The 19,331-nt window shown below is 34.3% G+C and carries 14 protein-coding genes; 7 read left to right on the forward strand and 7 right to left on the reverse strand.

From position 1 onward, the window contains the following. Positions 1 to 2: 2 nt before the first annotated feature. Positions 3 to 3,812 (reverse strand): type II CRISPR RNA-guided endonuclease Cas9, encoded by a 3,810-nt coding sequence (gene cas9 / locus EG359_RS04755; protein ID WP_076351459.1) that lies wholly within the window; start codon positions 3,810 to 3,812, stop codon positions 3 to 5. Between the two features lie 214 nt (positions 3,813 to 4,026). Between cas9 and EG359_RS04760 the strand changes: the two genes are divergently transcribed. Beyond that, on the forward strand, positions 4,027 to 6,150 hold the full coding sequence (locus EG359_RS04760) for a Tex family protein (RefSeq protein WP_076351457.1): 2,124 nt from the start codon (positions 4,027 to 4,029) through the stop codon (positions 6,148 to 6,150). Positions 6,151 to 6,199: 49 nt separating this feature from the next. Then, positions 6,200 to 6,832 carry an HAD family hydrolase gene (locus EG359_RS04765; RefSeq protein ID WP_076351455.1) on the forward strand — a complete coding sequence of 211 codons (633 nt, stop codon included), beginning with the start codon at positions 6,200 to 6,202 and terminating at the stop codon, positions 6,830 to 6,832. 84 nt (positions 6,833 to 6,916) lie between these two features. Here the strand turns inward: EG359_RS04765 and EG359_RS04770 are convergent, their stop codons facing one another. The 4 genes from EG359_RS04770 to EG359_RS04785 all read right to left on the reverse strand — a co-directional run bounded on the left by EG359_RS04770 (position 6,917) and on the right by EG359_RS04785 (position 12,144). After that, positions 6,917 to 8,488 carry a M20/M25/M40 family metallo-hydrolase gene (locus tag EG359_RS04770; RefSeq protein WP_076352076.1) on the reverse strand — a complete coding sequence of 524 codons (1,572 nt, stop codon included), beginning with the start codon at positions 8,486 to 8,488 and terminating at the stop codon, positions 6,917 to 6,919. Positions 8,489 to 8,664: 176 nt separating this feature from the next. Continuing rightward, positions 8,665 to 9,780, reverse strand: coding sequence for a hypothetical protein (locus tag EG359_RS04775; RefSeq protein ID WP_123867273.1), 1,116 nt, complete (start codon positions 9,778 to 9,780; stop codon positions 8,665 to 8,667). A gap of 287 nt (positions 9,781 to 10,067) precedes the next feature. Then, complete coding sequence (locus EG359_RS04780; protein WP_076351451.1) at positions 10,068 to 10,244, reverse strand: histone H1; 177 nt, start codon at positions 10,242 to 10,244, stop codon at positions 10,068 to 10,070. Between the two features lie 484 nt (positions 10,245 to 10,728). Next, positions 10,729 to 12,144, reverse strand: a complete 1,416-nt coding sequence (locus tag EG359_RS04785; protein ID WP_084180274.1) for an aminotransferase-like domain-containing protein — start codon at positions 12,142 to 12,144, stop codon at positions 10,729 to 10,731. A gap of 113 nt (positions 12,145 to 12,257) precedes the next feature. Between EG359_RS04785 and EG359_RS04790 the strand changes: the two genes are divergently transcribed. The 3 genes from EG359_RS04790 to EG359_RS04800 all read left to right on the forward strand — a co-directional run bounded on the left by EG359_RS04790 (position 12,258) and on the right by EG359_RS04800 (position 15,074). Then, the gene (locus EG359_RS04790; RefSeq protein ID WP_076351449.1) at positions 12,258 to 12,770 is read left to right on the forward strand and encodes a hypothetical protein; all 513 of its coding nucleotides are present in this window, start codon (positions 12,258 to 12,260) and stop codon (positions 12,768 to 12,770) included. 98 nt (positions 12,771 to 12,868) lie between these two features. Then, the gene (locus tag EG359_RS04795; RefSeq protein ID WP_076351447.1) at positions 12,869 to 13,780 is read left to right on the forward strand and encodes a helix-turn-helix domain-containing protein; all 912 of its coding nucleotides are present in this window, start codon (positions 12,869 to 12,871) and stop codon (positions 13,778 to 13,780) included. An 88-nt stretch (positions 13,781 to 13,868) separates the two neighbouring features. Next, on the forward strand, positions 13,869 to 15,074 hold the full coding sequence (locus tag EG359_RS04800; protein WP_076351445.1) for an MFS transporter: 1,206 nt from the start codon (positions 13,869 to 13,871) through the stop codon (positions 15,072 to 15,074). A 621-nt stretch (positions 15,075 to 15,695) separates the two neighbouring features. Here the strand turns inward: EG359_RS04800 and EG359_RS04805 are convergent. Then, the gene (locus EG359_RS04805) at positions 15,696 to 16,334 is read right to left on the reverse strand and encodes a TetR/AcrR family transcriptional regulator (RefSeq protein WP_076351443.1); all 639 of its coding nucleotides are present in this window, start codon (positions 16,332 to 16,334) and stop codon (positions 15,696 to 15,698) included. A 231-nt stretch (positions 16,335 to 16,565) separates the two neighbouring features. After that, positions 16,566 to 17,219, reverse strand: coding sequence for a TetR/AcrR family transcriptional regulator (locus tag EG359_RS04810; protein ID WP_076351441.1), 654 nt, complete (start codon positions 17,217 to 17,219; stop codon positions 16,566 to 16,568). A gap of 582 nt (positions 17,220 to 17,801) precedes the next feature. Between EG359_RS04810 and EG359_RS04815 the strand changes: the two genes are divergently transcribed. Both EG359_RS04815 and EG359_RS04820 read left to right on the forward strand, forming a co-directional pair. Then, the gene (locus tag EG359_RS04815; RefSeq protein WP_076351439.1) at positions 17,802 to 18,470 is read left to right on the forward strand and encodes a hypothetical protein; all 669 of its coding nucleotides are present in this window, start codon (positions 17,802 to 17,804) and stop codon (positions 18,468 to 18,470) included. Between the two features lie 118 nt (positions 18,471 to 18,588). Then, positions 18,589 to 19,035: a KTSC domain-containing protein gene (locus tag EG359_RS04820; protein WP_076351437.1), complete on the forward strand. Its 447-nt coding sequence runs from the start codon at positions 18,589 to 18,591 to the stop codon at positions 19,033 to 19,035. Positions 19,036 to 19,331 lie beyond the last annotated feature (296 nt).

Below are 19,331 nucleotides of genomic sequence, written 5' to 3' on the forward strand. Positions count from 1 at the left end.
TATTATTCTCCTATTTTGGTAATTTCTCCTAAATGGTTCAATCTGACTTTTATTGGGTTTAAAGAAAACAAAGAACCCAAACTTCTAATATTATAAAGTCTTTTACTTTCTTTAACGCCATCGGTTTTCTTTAAATCAGAATTTTTAGTTTCTAAATGATGCCTGAACCAATAGTTATTTTCAGAAATACTCCAAACTAAGTATAAATATTTACTCAATAAAGATTTATCATTATTTTTTATTGCTTCGTAAAATTCTTCTTGTGATAAGCCCAGAATAAACATTTCATTTTGTTGCATACTGAATTTTAAATTGAGTTTATCCGGAGGTAATTTGTCCAAAAATGACATTGGAAGTTCCTTGTCTAATAATTGACTCCAAACATCTGATGAATTTCCAATAACAGCAGGAATATTATATTTTTTTCTTTCTACTGCGTGCCAAAATGTACAACTGTGTTGAACAAGATTGTTGTTTTCATCTTCATAAATAGCGATATGATGATTATTTCCTGTTACAACGAATCCTATCTCCTTTCCATTTTCATCTTTTTTAATGGCCTGTAAATTATTAGCATCCGGACGGGCAAACAAACGAACCGTTATAATCGGAATTTGTTTTTCTTCATTAAACCATAGTGTATCCTTGAAAGCTTCTTTTTCTTTATTTCCAAATTGAAGAAGTCTTTCTTTTACTAAAAATTTCACTCTTTCATCAACAATATCATCAGCCTGACTTGCTTTTATATTTTGTAACTTATATTTCAAAACAGTGGCATCATTGTAGCAAGATGCTTTTTCCAGAATTTTGGATTTTTCTTCATTGAAAAAGATCGGATTTTTCTTTAATGTTGATAAAGCCTTTTTAGAATTATTTTCATTTTCTGAAAGCCTTGTTTCAACAAGATTTTTAATCCCTGGGTTTACAATTTTATCTGAGTTTTCAAATAAATATTTTAAAGGTTTATCATTCTCAATTACTTTTATTTTCCCATAAACAGATTGTTCATGTAAAGCTCCTCTTGGAACAATCACACCTGTCGCTTTATTTTTTCCTGTCGCTTTAAATTTAGTTATTGTTGCTACTTTTTTACCTGCTTTAAAAGAAATTAAAACCCTGTCTGCTTCTTGCATCACTTCTTGTGTACTAAAAGGTTTCTGAGTTTTTAGATACTTTTCTAAAAGTGTAGTTTTTTCATTAAATTCTATTTTAGCTTCCTCAACTTCTTTTACCATCAAATCTTTTGTTTCACTCGAATTCAAAGTATTTATCCGTTGAATAAAGCCTTGCTTTGTACAAGCTATTATCAAAGCATCAATAGCATGATGGCGATGATCATCTCTTTTTGTCCAGTTTTCTATTTCTTCTTTTTGATGTTTTCTTTTTCCATGTTCGCTTGTCCATTCTTTGGTGACGGTTTGCCCTAATTCTTTATATTTAGGCATTTGAAGATTCATTAAAACATCATCCCAACCCCATAAATTACGGAGTTTAGCAGTCACTCCACCTTCTGTTGTTGTTACATTATTGCATACTTTCTGCAAAATCTCCCTTGATTTACGAGAAATATATTGAGTATCTCTCAATTGCCTGTCGATAAAGTTTTCCCAAAGCTTTTTATCCGTTTCTGTTTCTTTTCCAACTTTTTTCCTTTCAAGATATTCTTTGTGTGACACTTTTAACCTTTGCATTTTACTGTAAGAGATAATTCCTCTCTTGAACCAGTCATCCACCCGTTCTGAATAAACTCTAACCTGTTCATCACCTTTTGTAGCAATATAATCATACGCAGTTTGATTAGTCTTTGTAGAGTTACATTTTCGATGAACCAAAACTTTGTTGGCCTGTGAGTCATCAAATAATAAAGCTTTCGGAACAATATGGTCCACATCATAAGCGTCTCCACTCAAAGCTTCTGTTAAATTGAAAGTTTCTCCACAATAAATACATTGATTGTTAACCTGAGCATCTTTCAGATTTTTACTAAGTGATGGAAATATGAATTTATATTTTTGAATATATCGCTTGGTTACAGGAAGTCCTAATTCAGTCAATCTTTTTCCAATTTCTTCATTGAGTTTTTTATTTTTAGCATTTTGTAAATCGGTCTCGTTTCGTTCGTCTTTACTTTGTTTAAGTTGACGAGCAAGTTCAATTCTAATTTCAGCTGGTTTTCCATATTGTTCAAGAATTGCGTTAACTACATTAATCATCTGGTTCAGAATTTTCTCAACAATAGGTTGTCTCAAACTATTTTTAGGAAGAAGTTCTAATCGGTCTAAAGTAATTTGCTGTTCTCTTTCATCTTTCGTCAAAGAATTAGAATGATTATAACCCGCCAAACTACAGGATTGAGAATAATCATAGCCTTCCATCAGAAATGGAAGAATTTTTCTCATCGATTTATTCGATTTATTCCCGAAAGCCTGCTTATTAAAATCAATACGAGATAACCTTTCGGCAATTTCTTCATCAAAACCAAACCTTTTAATTAAAGCATTTTTGCATTCATCTAAATCTTTCAGAGAATAAATGGTATGCCATAGTTGATATAACGGCTCTTTTTCCAATGATGCATCAAGTTCAAGACCTGCTCTTTCTTCAAGAATTTCACCTGTTTTCTTATCTACAAATATCGCAGTATGATTTGAAGTAATGATGGATACATCAAAATTCAAAAGTTCATTATCGCCTAAAATACTATGAAGAGTTGCATACGTCTCATTTCCTTTAATACCTTTCAGGATTTGCTTATTCACATATACATCTTCTTTTTTTAGTTCTAAAATTTCGAGAAGTTTACTCAAGCTTAGGCTTTCATTTTTAAATAAATAATCTGCTAAAATTTCCTTCTCTTTTAAATCCGGAATTTTTTCACCCCATTTATATTTGCTTCTTTCTGGATTTTTCACTTTTAAGGTAATCGTATTAACAACTTCCCAAATTCGACAAAGCTGAAACAAAGGAGACGTTTTAGGAGCTACTTTCGGTCCAACAAACACCACCTTATTTTTGTTTTTTTCTTTATCAAAAACAGTTTTTTCAAAACCTTCAAATTCACAAATACTCACCAATCCTTTCTGGGATTTCAGCTTCCTTTGAAAATAAATGATTTCATTTCTTAATTGATGAACCACTTTATCTGTAAGAAAATCGTGCTTGCCTTTCTGAGCATTAATAATAGTATCAAACTCTTCCATATAAGCTTCTCTTGGATACACTTCTTCTTTGACTCTGAAATACTGTCTATTATCTTTGTCCGAAAAAGCAGTAGAAAGCCTTTCATAAAAATATTGCCCAATAGTCTGTTCTCTCTCTTTCAACTGAGTATAGCGTCCTTTTACCTCCTGAACATAATCTGTATCTTTTTTATCGGAATTAGCTTCACTTCTAGCAGACTTATAACCTCTTTTCTGATTAAGCATATAGAGAATACGTCCTAATTGTTCAGCAGAAATATTTTCATTGGGGTTAGCAGAATCACTTCTTAGTTTCCATAAATCAAGCATTGGAAGTTTTAATAATTCTTCTGATGGGAAAATATTGTATTTTTTTAGAATTTTCTTTAAATCACTTTTCTTTAATTGTTTTCTATCATAACCTTTTCGCTGAATACGGCTTACTGTTCTGCTTTGATTTTTGGTAATTGACAAACCTCTTTGAAATTCTTCTTTATCATTTGTTGATAAAGGAATTATTCTAGAACCCATGGCAATAATGCGAATAGGAATATTATTTTCATCAATTTCTATTAAAGCCCAACCAATGGAGTTGGTGCCTAAGTCTAATCCAAGTATATTTTTAATCATCATTCTAATTTTTGATACTACATAAAAATAGAAATAAAAAAAACATCCTAATTACGGATTCCCATAATTATAATAAAGATTTTTTCTTCTATATTTGTCTTAATAATTTTGAAAAGCAATTCACAATAAGGATTATTCCGTTGTGAAAACATTCAAGGCGGGGCAACTCGCCTTTTTTCATTTCAAAACCCTATTTTAGCTATCCGAAAACAGAACAATGACGACCGTAGAATTCATACAGATACAGCTCAATATTTCAGAAAAGAGCATCAACAATACCTTACAATTATTAGCAGAAGACTGCACCATTCCTTTTATTTCCCGCTACCGAAAAGATAAGACCGGAAATCTGGATGAAACACAGATTGAGCAGATTTCAAAGATTAGTAAGCAGTTTGAAGAAATTGTTAAAAGAAAAGAATCTATTTTAAAATCTATAGAGGAACAGAATGCTTTAACCCCTGAACTCAGACAGAGAATTGAAGAAAGCTTTGATATACAGGAATTGGAAGACTTATATCTTCCTTTTAAAAAACGAAGAAAAACCAAAGCTGATACTGCCAAGGAAAAAGGACTAGAGCCTTTAGCCAAGATCATTATGAGCCAAAAGAATAATGACATTCAATTTTTGGCTTCAAAATATTTAAACAACGACGTTTCTACTGAAGAAGAAGCTCTTCAGGGCGCCAGAGATATCATGGCAGAGTGGATCAACGAGAATATGTATGTTCGTAAGAATCTTCGCCGATTATATCAACGTAAGGCTATCATCACTTCCAAGGTGGTAAAGGCTAAAAAAGAGGAAGAAGATGCCCAGAAGTTCTCCCAATATTTTGAATGGGAAGAAAGCCTTTCCAGAACTCCATCCCATAGACTTTTAGCCATGCTAAGAGCAGAAACGGAGGGTTTTGTAAAAGTGAATATCGGTATTGATAAGGAAGAAGCTATTGACTTTATTGAAAAGGCCATTATCAAATCTAATAATGAGAGTTCGGAACAGATTGCCCTGGCCATAAAAGACAGCTACAAAAGACTTCTGGAGCCTGCCATTTCTAATGAAACACTACAGGAAGCCAAAGAAAAGGCTGATAAAAAAGCCATTGAAATCTTTTCTGAAAATCTAGGCCAGTTACTTCTAGCTCCACCATTGGGAGAAAAAAGGATTCTGGCTATAGATCCGGGTTATAGAAGTGGCTGCAAGGTAGTTTGTCTTGATGAAAAGGGAGATCTTCTTCATAATGAAACCCTCTACCCTCACGCTCCACAAAATGAAACAGGAATGGCCATGAAAAAGATCCGTTCTATGGTGAATGCTTATAATATTGAAGCCATCTCCATCGGAAACGGAACAGCAAGCCGAGAAACAGAATTTTTCATAAAGAAAATTGCTTTCGATAAGCCATTACAGGTTTTTGTGGTTTCTGAGGCAGGTGCATCCGTTTATTCAGCAAGTAAAATTGCCAGAGATGAATTCCCAACTTATGATGTGACTGTGCGAGGCGCAGTGTCTATCGGAAGAAGACTTTCTGACCCTTTGGCAGAGTTGGTGAAAATTGATCCAAAATCCATTGGTGTTGGGCAGTATCAACACGATGTGGATCAAACCCAATTAAAGAATGAATTGGATTCTACTGTAATGAGATGTGTAAACTCTGTGGGAATCAACATCAATACGGCTAGTAAGTCCTTATTAAGCTATGTTTCAGGGATCGGAGAAAAAATGGCAGAAAACATTGTTAATTACAGAGCTGAAAACGGAGCTTTTGAAGATAGAAAACAGCTTAAAAAAGTTCCGAGACTTGGAGAAAAAGCATTCCAGCAGGCAGCAGCTTTTGTAAGAATCTCCAATTCTAAAAATCCATTGGATAATTCCGCAGTACATCCTGAAGCCTACGGAATCGTTGAAAAAATGGCTAAGGATCTCGGAATAAAAACTCATGACCTCATCGCCAATAAGGAAAAAATAGCCTTGGTAAAGCCTGAAAGCTATATTACGGAAGAAATTGGAATTCTGGGGATCAAGGATATTCTAAAGGAGCTGGAAAAGCCGGGATTAGATCCAAGGAAAGCAGCAAAGGTATTTGAATTTGATCCTCATGTAAAAAGCATTAAAGATTTAAAGGCAGGTATGATTCTACCGGGAATTGTTAACAATATCACTGCTTTTGGATGCTTTGTGGATCTTGGAATTAAGGAAAGTGGACTGGTTCACATTTCACAATTGAAAGAAGGCTTTGTATCTGATGTTAACGAAGTAGTAAAGCTTCATCAGCATGTCAGAGTTAAAGTAACGGAAGTGGATGAAGCAAGAAAAAGAGTTCAGCTGAGCATGATTTTGTAACTTCTTAATTTGAAAATTAACCCCATTAAACATAAAATAGCAGTATAATTTGAGTACAAAAAATTTAATATTCGATCTGGATGGTACTTTGTGGGATCCTAGGGCTACCATTATTGGAATATGGAATGAGGTCTTAGGAAAACATCAGCTGGTAAAACGAGAGTTGAAACCCGAAGATATGGATCAGTACATGGGTTTATTGGCTCATGATATTGTCAAGGATATTGTTCCCGGAATTTCAGATGAAAGAGCTAAAGAGATTCTTTCCGAGATTGTAGCTCAGGAAAACAAGGTTCTTCGTGTACAGGGCGGGATTCTTTATAATGATGTTGAAGCTACTTTAAAAAGCCTGGCCAATACGCACAACCTATTTATCGTCAGCAACTGTCAGGATGGTTATATTGAATCCTTTCTAGAGTATTATCAATTCAATGATCTCTTTGTAGATTTTGAATCTCATGGACGAACGCAAAAGCCAAAATCCGAAAATATTAAGCTCGTTATGGAGCGAAACCACTTATCTACCGAAGATTCTGTATACATTGGTGATACACAGACGGATTATGACTCTGCTAAAGCCAATGGATTAGCTTTTATCTTCTGTGAATATGGATTTGGTAAGCTGGCTACACCCCACTCTCCCTCAATTTCAAAATTCTCAGACTTGGAACTTTATGTTTAATTAAAATCGAAAAGAGTTCTCGAATAAAAAACAAGGCTGTCTCCATGGAGACAGCCTTTATATTTGTAAGTATTTTTACCGTTCTTATTTATAGTCCTTAGAACTTCTTCTAGGCTCTTTTACTTCCGGCCATTGTACCGTACCACCTTTTTCGTCCTTAGGCATCACTCTTTTTTCTCTGTTGGTGAATTCCGGATCCTCAGAGGCCATATATGCTAATGCAGCCGTTAGGATAACATTGCTTTTCACCTCATCAAATACAATCTTGTCATAGGTATCCTTTGTGGTGTGCCAGGTATATCCAAAATATCCCCAGTTCAAGGAACTTAGAGAAAATCCAGGTACACCTGCCGCTACAAATGAAGCATGGTCAGAACCCCCACCTCCAGGCATTCCCGGGAAATCAGTTTTTATATGACTTCTCACTGCCTTTGGAACGCCGTCAAGCCATTTTCCGATATAATCATAAGCCTTTACAAATCCCTGACCACTGATATTGATCACACGTCCGGTTCCGTTATCCTGATTGAAAGCTGCCTGCACTCCTTTTATAATCTGTGGGTTGTCTGCTACAAAACCTCTGGATCCATTTAATCCCTGTTCTTCACTTCCCCAAAGCCCTATAACGATTGTTCTTTTATTATTTGGATAATATTTTTTCAGAATTCTCATGGTTTCAAGCATGGTAAGCGTTCCTGTTCCGTTATCAGTCGCTCCCTGAGCACCATCCCAAGAATCAAGGTGAGCAGAAAGGATTACATATTCTTCAGGTTTTTCCTTACCTTTAATGATTCCGATGGTATTAAAGCTTTTTGCGTCAGGAAGTATTTTAGACTGTGCATCAATCTTAATTTTAGGTTGAGCTCCTTTTTCAGCCATTCTGTAAAGCATTCCATAGTCTTCCACATCAATATCGATCATTGGGATTTTAGAGGTCTTTGCTCCAAAGATTCTGTTAGCGCCCATAATTCCTGTCCAGTTTGAAATAGCAATTCCTGCTGCTCCCGCCTTTTCCAAAGCTTCCGGAAGTGTATTATTATCATATCCGATATTTTTCACATACGCTGTAAAATCCTTGGCAGCCTGATCTTTTTCTGCTTTAAGTTTTTCATAAAGCTCCGGGGTTGCAAATTCCTTGATCTGTTCATCAGAACGTCCTATCTTCTGATACTGAGCCATCAGTACTATTTTTCCCTTTACAGAGGGAAGCCATTTATCAAATTCTGCCTTGGAAGAAACTTTTGGCAAAACAACGACCTCCGCCTCTACAGCTTTTTTAGTTGCAGGACTCCACGCCAATTGCGTTGCTGACAATGACTTTACACGTGGAGATATCATATCAACATGCGTAGTTCCTCTTTGCCACCCTTTCCATGTTCCAAACTGCTGAAGATTCGCTTCAATTCCCCAAGAACGAAGCTTTTCTGCACTCCATTCGTTAGCGGCAAGCATTTCCGGAGTTCCTACAAGACGTGGTCCTATACCATCCAGAAGCTCATAAGCCATACCCTCCAGCTGAGAATTATTATTTACTTCATCTACAAAACTTTTTACGATAGGATTAAGGTTTTCTTTTGGATCTACCTTTACCTGAGCCCATGAAAATTGGGCAGCCAACACTACAGCTGGTACTGCAAAAAATCTATTTATCCTCATAATATTTATTGATTGGTTTAAAGATAAAAGAAATTGTGGAGATGGTAAAGGAATAGGGCTAAAATTTGCTTTATCTGCAAGAGATTTCGCCTTTAGCATGAATGCCGAAGAACATAAATACAAATATCTCTTTAAAATTTACAGATGAGAAGATATACTTTATTTTAAAAAAGAATTTAAGGATATATCATTCTATCTGAGCCGGTTCCGTACTCCTCATTCACAAACGCCTGTTCCTGCTCAGAAAGCAAAATGGTATTGTTTTTATTTTCCTTTACCTGAACATTATCCCAGATATTTTTGCTAAAATCTACTTTTGGATTAAGCCCGTCTGCATCAGATTTTTTAAAGGTATTATAAATAAGCTCCCTGCTGGTTCTCTTCTCATGCCTTACTCCTTTGTAGTAAGCAATATATTTATTCCCTTCAAGACGCGTTAATGCAGGCACATAGACTCCATTCTTCTTATAGAAATCAAAAATAAGCACTGCATTTCCCAGCTGATAATCATATTCTTCTCCGGTTGCGGTTTTTCTCTTAACCATTGGGACGTTTTCCTGCAAGTATTGTATTTCAAAATAGGTAATCACCTTATCTGCTTTATTAAACTTAAACTCCCCTTTCACATCAATCCCTTCCAATGATTTAATCTTAAAAGTAATTAATTGCTCATCACCCTCTTCAAAGACCATCCATCCTGAATATTTTGTTCCTTTATTTTTAAGATGAAATAAAACACGGTTCAGTTCAAAATTGAAGAAATAATTCCCCATGTATTCATGTGAAAAATCATTGGTCCCAGGAATAAAAATATCGTCTGACTTTATATTTTTTAAATATTTTACATTATTCAGCTGCATTTGCAGGATTCTGTCATAATCCTTTTGATATCCGTCCTTATAGTTGTAATAATTACTTTTACTCCATAATTTAGCCTCTGCAATGGTCAGAAAATAAAGTTTATTGTTATCACTTTTTTTCTCTTTATATACCACATCATAAACGGATGGTTCTTTATAATATCTTTTCTTGTAGTTCTTATTTACATCTTCAAAGATTTCCCTGATATCTACACTTGCCATTTTTACTGCATCAATATTTTTATAAGCTCTTTTCAGCTTTATTGAGGAATTAAATTGAGGAAATATTGCATTTTGAAACCCAGAGGCTGAAATTTCAAAATTAACAGCTCCTTGGCCTATAGGAGCATAGCCATCTTCGTTAGTATAAACAATTTGCTCTTGTGAAATAATTCTTGCATTGGGAACCGGGATTCCTGTTTCCGAATCCACTACCCTAATCTTTTGAGCAGAAAAAATTCCAAAACACAGGACCAAAAAGAAATAATAATGTTTCATAACAACCTATACCATTGATGTCCCTAAAATACAAATTATCTACAACGTATTCACTGTACGGTGTAAAAATTAATATACAACAAACTGAAAGATGAATAAAGGAAATGAAAGTGAGCTGGTTAGAATATACAAATGGAAAATCACTTTACGTACAATGTATATCTGCCTGAGATGAAATCAGGACATAAAAAAACCGGCTACAAAAGCCGGCTAAAGGAGAATTACTTCTTAGCTTCTTCTACAGAAACTTTTCTGAAATCCTTGAACAATTTGCTTAGTTCTAAAGCTGATTTACGAGCTCTTGTTCCAGCTGCCTTGTTTCCTTTTTCCGCTTGTTGGTTTGCCTCAGTTGTGAACGCTTCAAATTCCGCGTTGATTTTTTCAATTAGTTCTTTCATTTATTTAAAAATTTAGGCTGCAAATATAGGTTTTATGGTGATTCGAGCCTAACTACAGTGAAAAAAATTTAGAGCAAAAAGCTATTTTTTCAACATATTTCTATGTGAACGTAGATTTTTCTCTAGTTAACACCCTCAAAATCTTTAAAAAAGCCTATTTCATCACCTGAGAGCAGGTTCTCAAGAGATTGGGAATGTTTCAAAAAGCACTTCTTTTTCGCTATCAAAAACAAACTAAAAAGGCAGACAGTAATTTCTCTACTCATAAGTCCGTTTAAACTTAGTCACAAAAGCTTTCTATACACTTAAGCTATTTAAGTGATATAATTAGTGTGTAAGAAGTAAAGTTTTGTTGAAAATCAAGGATTTTCATCTTATGTGAACTTAATGATACAGTATCTCTTACACTTTCTAAAGTGTACTCAAGTGTTAAAAAAATAAAATCTTTTGTGACTTTTGTGGTTAAGTCTAAACAACTTTAGTATTAAATAAGAAGATCGTGTGCTTTTTTGCCTATTTTTTCCAGTAAAATAATACTTTCTGGCGTAATTCTTTCTGCAAAAACAATCCGAAAATGATGGCTATATTGATCTGTAAGTGAGAATGTATCTCCGGGAGTAAACAGAACCTTATGATCATCGCAGTATTGATAGAATTTCTGCATATTCATATTTTTCGGCATTTGTCCCCAAATACTGTATCCTCCCTGCGGCTGAAGAAAGTATGAGTCCTGAGGAAAGTATTCCCTTAAAACATCCAATAGCTGAACTGCCTGCTGATGTAACTTTTTCCTGAATGAACGTAAGTGTCTTTCATACCTTTTTTCCTGCAAAAGCCTAAGAACAAGCTCCTGATAAATTGGAGAAACCGTTCTTCCTAATACAAACTTTGTCCTCTCTGCTCTTGAATAATGATGACCTGCATACAGCCAACCCAAACGAATCCCAGGTGCCAATGTCTTTGAAAATGAAGAATAAATCATTACCAATCCTTTTTTATCAAAGCTTTTAATACTGGATGGTCTCTCTTCTCCAAAATAAAGATCAGAATAGATATCATTCTCAATAATGCATACCTGATGGGCTTCTGCTATTCTTAACAATTCCTTTTGGGTTTCGTCACTCATCATTATTCCTGTAGGATTATGAAAATTGGGAGTTACCACTAGGGCACGCACATTATTTTCCGCACAAGCCTTTTGAAAATATTTCAAATCAAAGCCATTATGATCATTAGCTGGAACTTCAATTACCTTTAGTCCCAGATTCGTAATTACCTCCAATACAGAAAACACACACGGGCTATCCACAGCCACAACATCTCCAGCCTTCGTTGCAGAGCTTAATGCAATTGTTAATGCCTGCAAGGCGCCATCCGTAATAATCAGTTCTTCGGGGTTTAATGTACAGCCATATATTCCCATTCTCTGAGCAATCTGTTTCCTCAATGGTTCAAGCCCGTTGGAGGGATAATACCTCAGCAATGATGCTCCTTTTTCACGAATAACCTCTTGCATTGTCCTGAGGATCAGTTTTTGTGGAATCAGGAGATCTCCCGGCACCGCATTATTAAAGGAAGTCGCTTCGGAAGTTTGCTTGGATGTCAGCATCATGTTCTTCATGAATACCTCATCCCTTACTACCGGAGAAAGCTTTGTCTTTATTTCCGAAATACAGCCTTCTTTCATCTCTGCAACAAAATATCCTGAGCGTGGATGACTCTCAATTAAACCTTTAATCATAAGAGATTCAAAACCGCTTTGTACGGAACTTGTACTTAGATTGTACCTTTCCTTTATTTCGCGGACGGAAGGCAAGCGATCCTTAGCCCTCAAAGCCCCTTTGCGGATTTGCTCCTCAATCCCCTTTGTAAAAACTTCATATTTATAAGACTTCATCATGCTATCTCAATCTGTACTGAACAAATTTACAAAATACCCATCTGTATCGGTTATATTTTAACAAACTGTACCTATTCTGAATAGATTAATCTTATAATTTTGATAAAAAAAGAATGGAAGTCATTTCAAAATTTACCATAGGCTCAGACGAGGGAGTTGATAATCTTTTTACAGTAATTAAATCTTCGATCAGCAATACTTACAACAATCTTATTTCAGAGGAAAGCATCAGAAAATACATTGAGGATTGGGATCCGAGAAAAATGATTAATGAACTGAATAATCTGTCTAATCAGCTTATCATTACCTATGCAGATCAAAATCCGGTGGGATATTGCATTTTGAAAAGCGGTTCCATATACCCTGGTTTTTCAGAAGATAAAAGGATGACAGAACTTAACTTCGTTGTTCTTCAGGAATATAATTCGCCTGAAATTAGGGAATCTCTTTGGAAAAAATGCAGATCTGCAGCATCATTTACGGACATCCTATGGACTAATATCATCACAGAGGATCCTTTATTGGAGTTTTTCAAGGAGTCTGGTTTTGTTATTAAGGAAAACTCACAGGCAGATCCATTCCTACTCCCCTCTTATATTATGGAATTACAAATCACTAAAAATTAGAAAAAACTTTAAAAGAATTCTGATCCTATAAAACTTATCCAAAGGCAAATCTAAAGACAAAAGATTTACCTATCTTTGATTTTTATAATTTTAAAGTAATGAGCGATCAACTGGAAACCATAGAGGATTATTACAAGCGCACCCGAAAGGACCTGCTGGAAATGTCATATTCAGAGCTTGAAAAAGGAAAGTCTCATTTCAATATATTTCCACGGAAGTATTGTGGCTTCAAAAGTCCTTATAACCGTCGGGATTATTATAAAATCTGTTTTATGATAGGAAAAGGAACAATTCATTATGGCCTGCATAAACTATATATTGACCGTCCGGTGCTTTTTTTCCCGTCTCCCAATATCCCTTATTCGTGGGAATGTGGGGATAATATTCAGGAGGGGTATTTTTGTTTGTTCAATCAGGAATTTTTTAATGGAAATCCAGAATTTAATTTATTTAAAAAAACTTCGCTCTTTAAAGAATGGAGCAAGCCTTTTATCTTTCTGAATGAGGAGCAAACGCAGTTGTCCAATATGTATTTTGAGCAGATGCATAAGCTAAACCATTCTGCTTATCCGTTTCGTTGCAGCGGCATTAAAAGTAATCTTGCCTCTGTATTGCATCTTGCCCTAGAAAGCCGTGTAGAAGATGTAAGCCTTGGTGAACTTCCAGCCAACGTCCGCTTGTACAGACTATTTGATGAGCTTCTTAACAAACAGTTCCCTTTGGACTCTCCTGCCTATCCATTGGCTTTAAAAACCGCTTCTGACTTTGCAGACCACCTTAATGTACATGTTAATCACTTGAATTCTTCAGTAAAATCTGTAACCCATCTTACTACAACACAAATTATTAAGGAAAAAATGTTTGAAGAATCTAAAAACCTGCTGAAATATACTAACTGGGACATTGCTCAAATTGGCTATACTCTGGGGTTTGAACAACCTTCTCACTTTAACAACTTCTTTAAAAAGCATGCTCAGGTTTCTCCTTTAAAATTTAAGAATGCTATTTAAATATTTGAATTTTGTAATTTTTACTTTGTCTTTTAAAATTGGTTTTTCTATTTCTTGAACTATTTTTGCATTGTAAAAAAGAATGAATATGTTGAGAGAAGCATCTGAACAACGCATCAGATTAATTACCATTATGGCCTTTGTGTCTATTCCTCTTTCGGGGTTTGTCACGGATATTTACCTGCCCTCTTTTCCTTCCATGGCTAAGGAGATGATGGTTTCGGAAAAAGATATCCAGATTACTTTAACATCTTACCTGCTGAGCTATGGGATTTCCCAATTATTTGTAGGTGGAATTTTGGACAGCATTGGACGCTACCGTCCTAAGCTGATTGCCTTATTTATTTTGATACTGAGTAGTATTTTAATCACCATGACTAACAGTATTTTTTTAATATGCCTGCTCCGTATTCTTCAAGGAGCTGCTGTTTCTGTTCTTGTGGTAGCTACCCGTGCTATTTTTGTAGATCTTTATGACTCAGAAAAGGTAAAGCATTATCTAAGTTATTTTACCATTGTGTGGTCCTGCGGCCCTATTCTGGCTCCTTTTCTTGGAGGCTATCTTGAAAAGCTATTCAACTGGCATGCTAACTTCTATTTCCTGGCCTTTTATGCGGGATTTTTATTCCTTTTTGAATGGTTCTTTAGTGGAGAAAGTCTTCCACAGAAAAAGAAACTGGACCTTTCAGAAAATATCAGCCTGTACAAGATGATGCTTAAAAACAGAATCTTTATGTTGGGAATTTTCATCTTAGGATTAAGCTATTCGATTGTGATGCTGTTTAATATTACCGGACCGTTTATTATTGAAAATACCTTTCATTTTACTCCTGTAGTGATAGGATATTGCACCCTAATCCTGGGATTCTCATGGATGATTGGTGGCTTTATTGGAAAACGCAGGCTTACATTGGATTTTAAACCGAGAATTCTACAGCCAATTTTGCTTCAATTGATTCTGATTGCAGGTTTAATTATCACCAGTTACTTTGCAGAAAGTCTTTTCATTATGATTCCTTTTGCCTTTTTTATTCATATCTGCTCCGGAATTTTATTTACCTCATTTTTCACCACAAGTATGCTATACTTCCCTAAAAATGCAGGAACAGCAGGTGGTTTAATGGGCGGATTGGTGTATGTAATTACTTCAATAACCAGCTTTATTATTTCCATAAGCGGAACAGTGACAGAGCAAAAAGATCTTTCCTGGCGTTATCTCATTATCGCATGTTTACTCCTCGGGATTATTCTTGTGATGCACCAAGCCGTAAAAAAAGAAAAAGCAGAGAATTAATCTCTGCTTTTTTATTTTGGATATCTTATTACTTAAGATTTTCCAGGTATTTTTTCAAAACAAACCCATTCTCTGAAACCGGATAAACCGAAATGCTTCCCTCGGTATAATTTCCATTAATAAGCATTTGCCATTTTTATGTGGAGCAAAGTACACAAGGTTTTACCTCTGCTTTTTTGACTATTAATGTTGATAGATGATAGGTTAAAAATAAGCATACCACTTACTGTTTTTTTTAATTTTTATTAGTTTTTGGATTTCATATACAATCAATGCAGATAATCTTTATTTTCAGATTTCTTAAAGTATCCATTTTCTTTGCAAAAGCCAACTAGTACTCATTTCATCTCCTTGATTAATGGCTCAATTATAAAACGTTAGAAAATTTTTATAATTTTAGACACTTTATAGTGTCTTATTTTATATATTTGCACAAACTAAAAACCATTCTATATATTTTTAACACTAGGTTGAGAAAAAAAAATTTCGAATACTAAGGTAAAAGCACTAAATGTATCAGCATCACTAGAACTCTAATGATGCTGTTTTTATTTAAAAAAAGGATTCATTCTGATTGTTGGCACAAGAAGAGACGTTTACTAACTATTGAAATTATTAGCATTACAAATTATCATAGGCCTGCCCTATTAAAAAAGATACTGCTCTTTTGATGTTATCCCGTCCATCAGTAGAAGTGAGATCTACACCACAAAAAATATTGCCGTTCACAGAAGATCTTAAATTCAGATAGTAAAGACCCGAAACTACTATTGCCATAATCGCCCGAAAGTCCTTTGAATTTTCCTTAAAATAAGGATCCATCATTAATTTAAATATGTATTCTCCGTTTTCTTCCTGTTTGTCTGTGAGTTTTTTTAATGATTTTCGAGATTCGGATAACCTCCAGAGCAATAATTTTTGCGCCTCTTTGTTTTTATATATATAATCAAACTGTGAGTGTAACATTTCCTCCATGAATGATCTCCCTCCATCATCTATCTTTGGCTTCATCTTTTCAATTTCTTCAGTAGTGATCTTACTCCAGTAATCGTTTGAACGGATATATTCATCCACCAGGCCATCCATACCGCCAAAATAAGTATAGATCATTTTTTTATCAACCCCGGCTGTAGAAGCGATATCATTGACTTTTAGACCTGCATGTCCTTTCGTTTTAAGAATTTTTCCAACGGCATACAAGAATTTTTTTTTACTACGTTCCGTATTCCGAATACTGCCTGCTGTTGACTTTCTCTCCATGGTTAAACATTCAATCCTACAAGTTTAAGAAAATTTAATCATTTTAAACACTAGTTAGTGTCTTATTTTGTATATTTGCATCAACTAAGAACCATTCTATATATTTTCAAAAACGATCTGGGTGAAAAAAAATGTAAAGAATTTCGAAACACTAAGGTAAAAACACTAAAAGTAACAGCATCACTAGATTTCTAATGATGCTGTTTTTATTTAAAAATAGAAGTTTTGTCCTCAATCTTCTTGAGAATTAAGATTCTCATAGGTCTGTTCTACCATAAAGGAGATCGCCCTTTTAACTCTCTCACGCCCTTCGGGACTATTCATATCCAGGCCACAAAAGATACTGCCATTCACAGAAGCAAACATATTCAGATAATAAAGCCCGGAAACCATGATTGCCATAATCGCTCGAAAATCCTGTGAATTTCCTTTAAAATAAGGATGAAAAATATATTTAAAAATATGTTCACCGTTTTCTTCCTGGGTATCAATTAGCTTTTTTAATGACTTTCGAGGTTCAGACAAACTCCAAAGCAACAATTTTTGGGCTTCTTTGTTGGTGTATACATAATCAAACTGCGAAAGTAGCATTTCTTTGATAAAAGCTTCTCCACCGTCTTTTATATCCGGTAAAATTTTGTCTGTTTTATCTGTTGTTGCATTAATCCAATAATCCTGAGACCGAATGTACTCATCTATCAGACCATCCATACCGCCAAAGTATGTATAAATCATTTTTTTATCTACACCTGCCGTAGTAGCAATGTCATTTACCTTTAATCCTGCATAACCCTTGGTTTTCAGAATTTTTCCAACTGCATCCAAGAATTTCTTTTTACTGCGTTCCTTGTTTCGGATACTGCCTGCTGCTGATTTTCTTTCCATGATTAAACATTCAATTATACAAGTTTATGAAATTTTTAATTATTTTAGACACTAACAAGTGTCCTATTTTATATATTTGCACAAACCAAACCATTTTACATATATAAAACACTATTTAGATTGAAAAAAACTATGACCAATTTTGATGACGTTATTGTCCATTTAAAACCAACAACATTCAGACCTAAGGAAAATAGAAACATTTGTGTTGCTCTTGGAATAGCAACACAAATGTTGATACTAAAATCGTAATTGCTCAGAATTCCAGATTTCGTGCAGGATCATCCAGTAAAACTTTTGCCACAGTATACATGCCAAACACTGTATAAATAGATAAATCTAAACTGAATGATCCTCTCGTTAAAAGACTTTTCTAATTAAAACCTACAAGAATTATAAAATATTCAGAGACTAAAAGGTAAAAACATACAACACTAACAGAAACACAAGGTTTCTAATGATGCTATCTTTATATTTCCGAACTATTTATTACAAATTATTCGGTTTACACATTACGATATTTACATTTTTATCTTTAATAAATATTATAAAAACTATCAATCAATTTAAACAAACTAAATCATGAAAAAAATTTTGGTACTATGTGGGCTTGTATTTCTAACTGCCTGCTCAAACCCAACAAGCAAAAAATATAATGAAGCTACCATGGCTGAAGACCTAAAAGAGATTGGGGAAAGCAAAAAATGGAACGAACAAGATGCCGGATTATTTGCCGGATGGTTGATAAGAGCTAAGCTGAAAGGTGAATCTTTAGAAAACAAGACCTATCAGGGTATTCTGGATGAAGCCAAAAAATTTAAGACTGAGGAAGAAGCTTTGGCAGCAAAGGCAAAAAAAGAAGCTGAAGCAAGAAAGCAGAAAATGAAAGAAGCGCTTATCGTAACAATCTTTGATAAAGAATATGTTCCGAGTAACTTTGAAGCCGGAAGATTAGATGATTACAACTTATTCAAATATGCCATTCAAAATAAATCTACAAAGGAAATAAAGGCAGCTAAAATTAGCTTCAAGATCTATAACTCCTTAGGGGAACAAATTGGAGATTCTTATAGCATGGACTTTACAGATGACAGAATTGCAGGTAACGCTACTTTTAAGGGTGATGCTGCTTTTGACTATAACCAGTTTTCTAATGAGGATAAAAAAATAGCCGCTGCAAAGCTTGAAGACCTAAGTTTTGACTTTGATGTTCAGAAAATTGTATATTCTGACGGTTCAATACTTGAATAACCTGTTTAAATTAAGTTACAACCTGCTTTTGGGGTTTCAAATAAATTAATAATGAATAAGTTATGATTTTTAGAATTAATTTACTTAATTTTGCACCCCGAAAATAGGGATTCAAATTATGAAAAGAGTTGGTGAGCACAGAAAGCTTCTTGGGGTTGACAAAAATGTAACTTTAAAAGAACTAAAAGTAATTTACAGAAATACGATGAAAGATTCGCATCCTGATAAATTTGTTAATGATGAAACTGGAAAACTGGAAGCTGAAGAAAAAAGCAAGGCTGTAATTGAAGCCTATCATTTTTTGGTTAGCATCAACCAGGAAACACAGGAAAAATATAAGGAAGAATATACTGAAACCATAACGAAGTCTAATATTCATGATTTCTATTTTGAAAAACAGATTTTGAACATTCAGCATTTGAATGGAAAAATGTATGAATATATAGGTGTACCAAGAAATACTTATATAAAAATGGTTAATGCAGATTCACCAAGCCGTTTTGCAAGAAGACACATTTATGGAAACTTTATCTACAGAAAAGCTGGTGAGGCTATGGAAGATTAATTTTTCATTCAAAAAAACAAAAAAAAGAGACTTTCGATTTATTCCGAAAGTCTTTTTTTTATACAAAAATAAAAGGAGGAAAAAATTGTGTTACTTCCTACTTCACATTTACATAATCGGCGAAACGAAAAGTAAAAAAAAATAATCGCTATGTCTACCGACATTCAACTGAAAAATTCAAAACATTTTAAAGAGTGTTTAAAGACCATTTAAACCATATTAAAAATGCACTCAATCGAGTGCATTTTTAATTTTTATTTCCTTACGGATTCCCGTAATATGATTATTAAAAATTA

Source organism: Chryseobacterium joostei (assembly GCF_003815775.1).
GTDB lineage: Bacteria > Bacteroidota > Bacteroidia > Flavobacteriales > Weeksellaceae > Chryseobacterium > Chryseobacterium joostei.

Bases quoted from the DNA above. Each gene is read 5' to 3' on its own strand.
- cas9 (WP_076351459.1), bottom strand. From the start codon at position 3,812: ATGATGATTAAAAATATACTTGGATTAGACTTAGGCACCAACTCCATT.
- EG359_RS04760 (WP_076351457.1), top strand. From the start codon at position 4,027: ATGACGACCGTAGAATTCATACAGATACAGCTCAATATTTCAGAAAAG.
- EG359_RS04770 (WP_076352076.1), bottom strand. From the start codon at position 8,488: ATGAGGATAAATAGATTTTTTGCAGTACCAGCTGTAGTGTTGGCTGCC.
- EG359_RS04780 (WP_076351451.1), bottom strand. From the start codon at position 10,244: ATGAAAGAACTAATTGAAAAAATCAACGCGGAATTTGAAGCGTTCACA.
- EG359_RS04785 (WP_084180274.1), bottom strand. From the start codon at position 12,144: ATGATGAAGTCTTATAAATATGAAGTTTTTACAAAGGGGATTGAGGAG.
- EG359_RS04790 (WP_076351449.1), top strand. From the start codon at position 12,258: ATGGAAGTCATTTCAAAATTTACCATAGGCTCAGACGAGGGAGTTGAT.
- EG359_RS04795 (WP_076351447.1), top strand. From the start codon at position 12,869: ATGAGCGATCAACTGGAAACCATAGAGGATTATTACAAGCGCACCCGA.
- EG359_RS04800 (WP_076351445.1), top strand. From the start codon at position 13,869: ATGTTGAGAGAAGCATCTGAACAACGCATCAGATTAATTACCATTATG.
- EG359_RS04805 (WP_076351443.1), bottom strand. From the start codon at position 16,334: ATGGAGAGAAAGTCAACAGCAGGCAGTATTCGGAATACGGAACGTAGT.
- EG359_RS04810 (WP_076351441.1), bottom strand. From the start codon at position 17,219: ATGGAAAGAAAATCAGCAGCAGGCAGTATCCGAAACAAGGAACGCAGT.
- EG359_RS04815 (WP_076351439.1), top strand. From the start codon at position 17,802: ATGAAAAAAATTTTGGTACTATGTGGGCTTGTATTTCTAACTGCCTGC.
- EG359_RS04820 (WP_076351437.1), top strand. From the start codon at position 18,589: ATGAAAAGAGTTGGTGAGCACAGAAAGCTTCTTGGGGTTGACAAAAAT.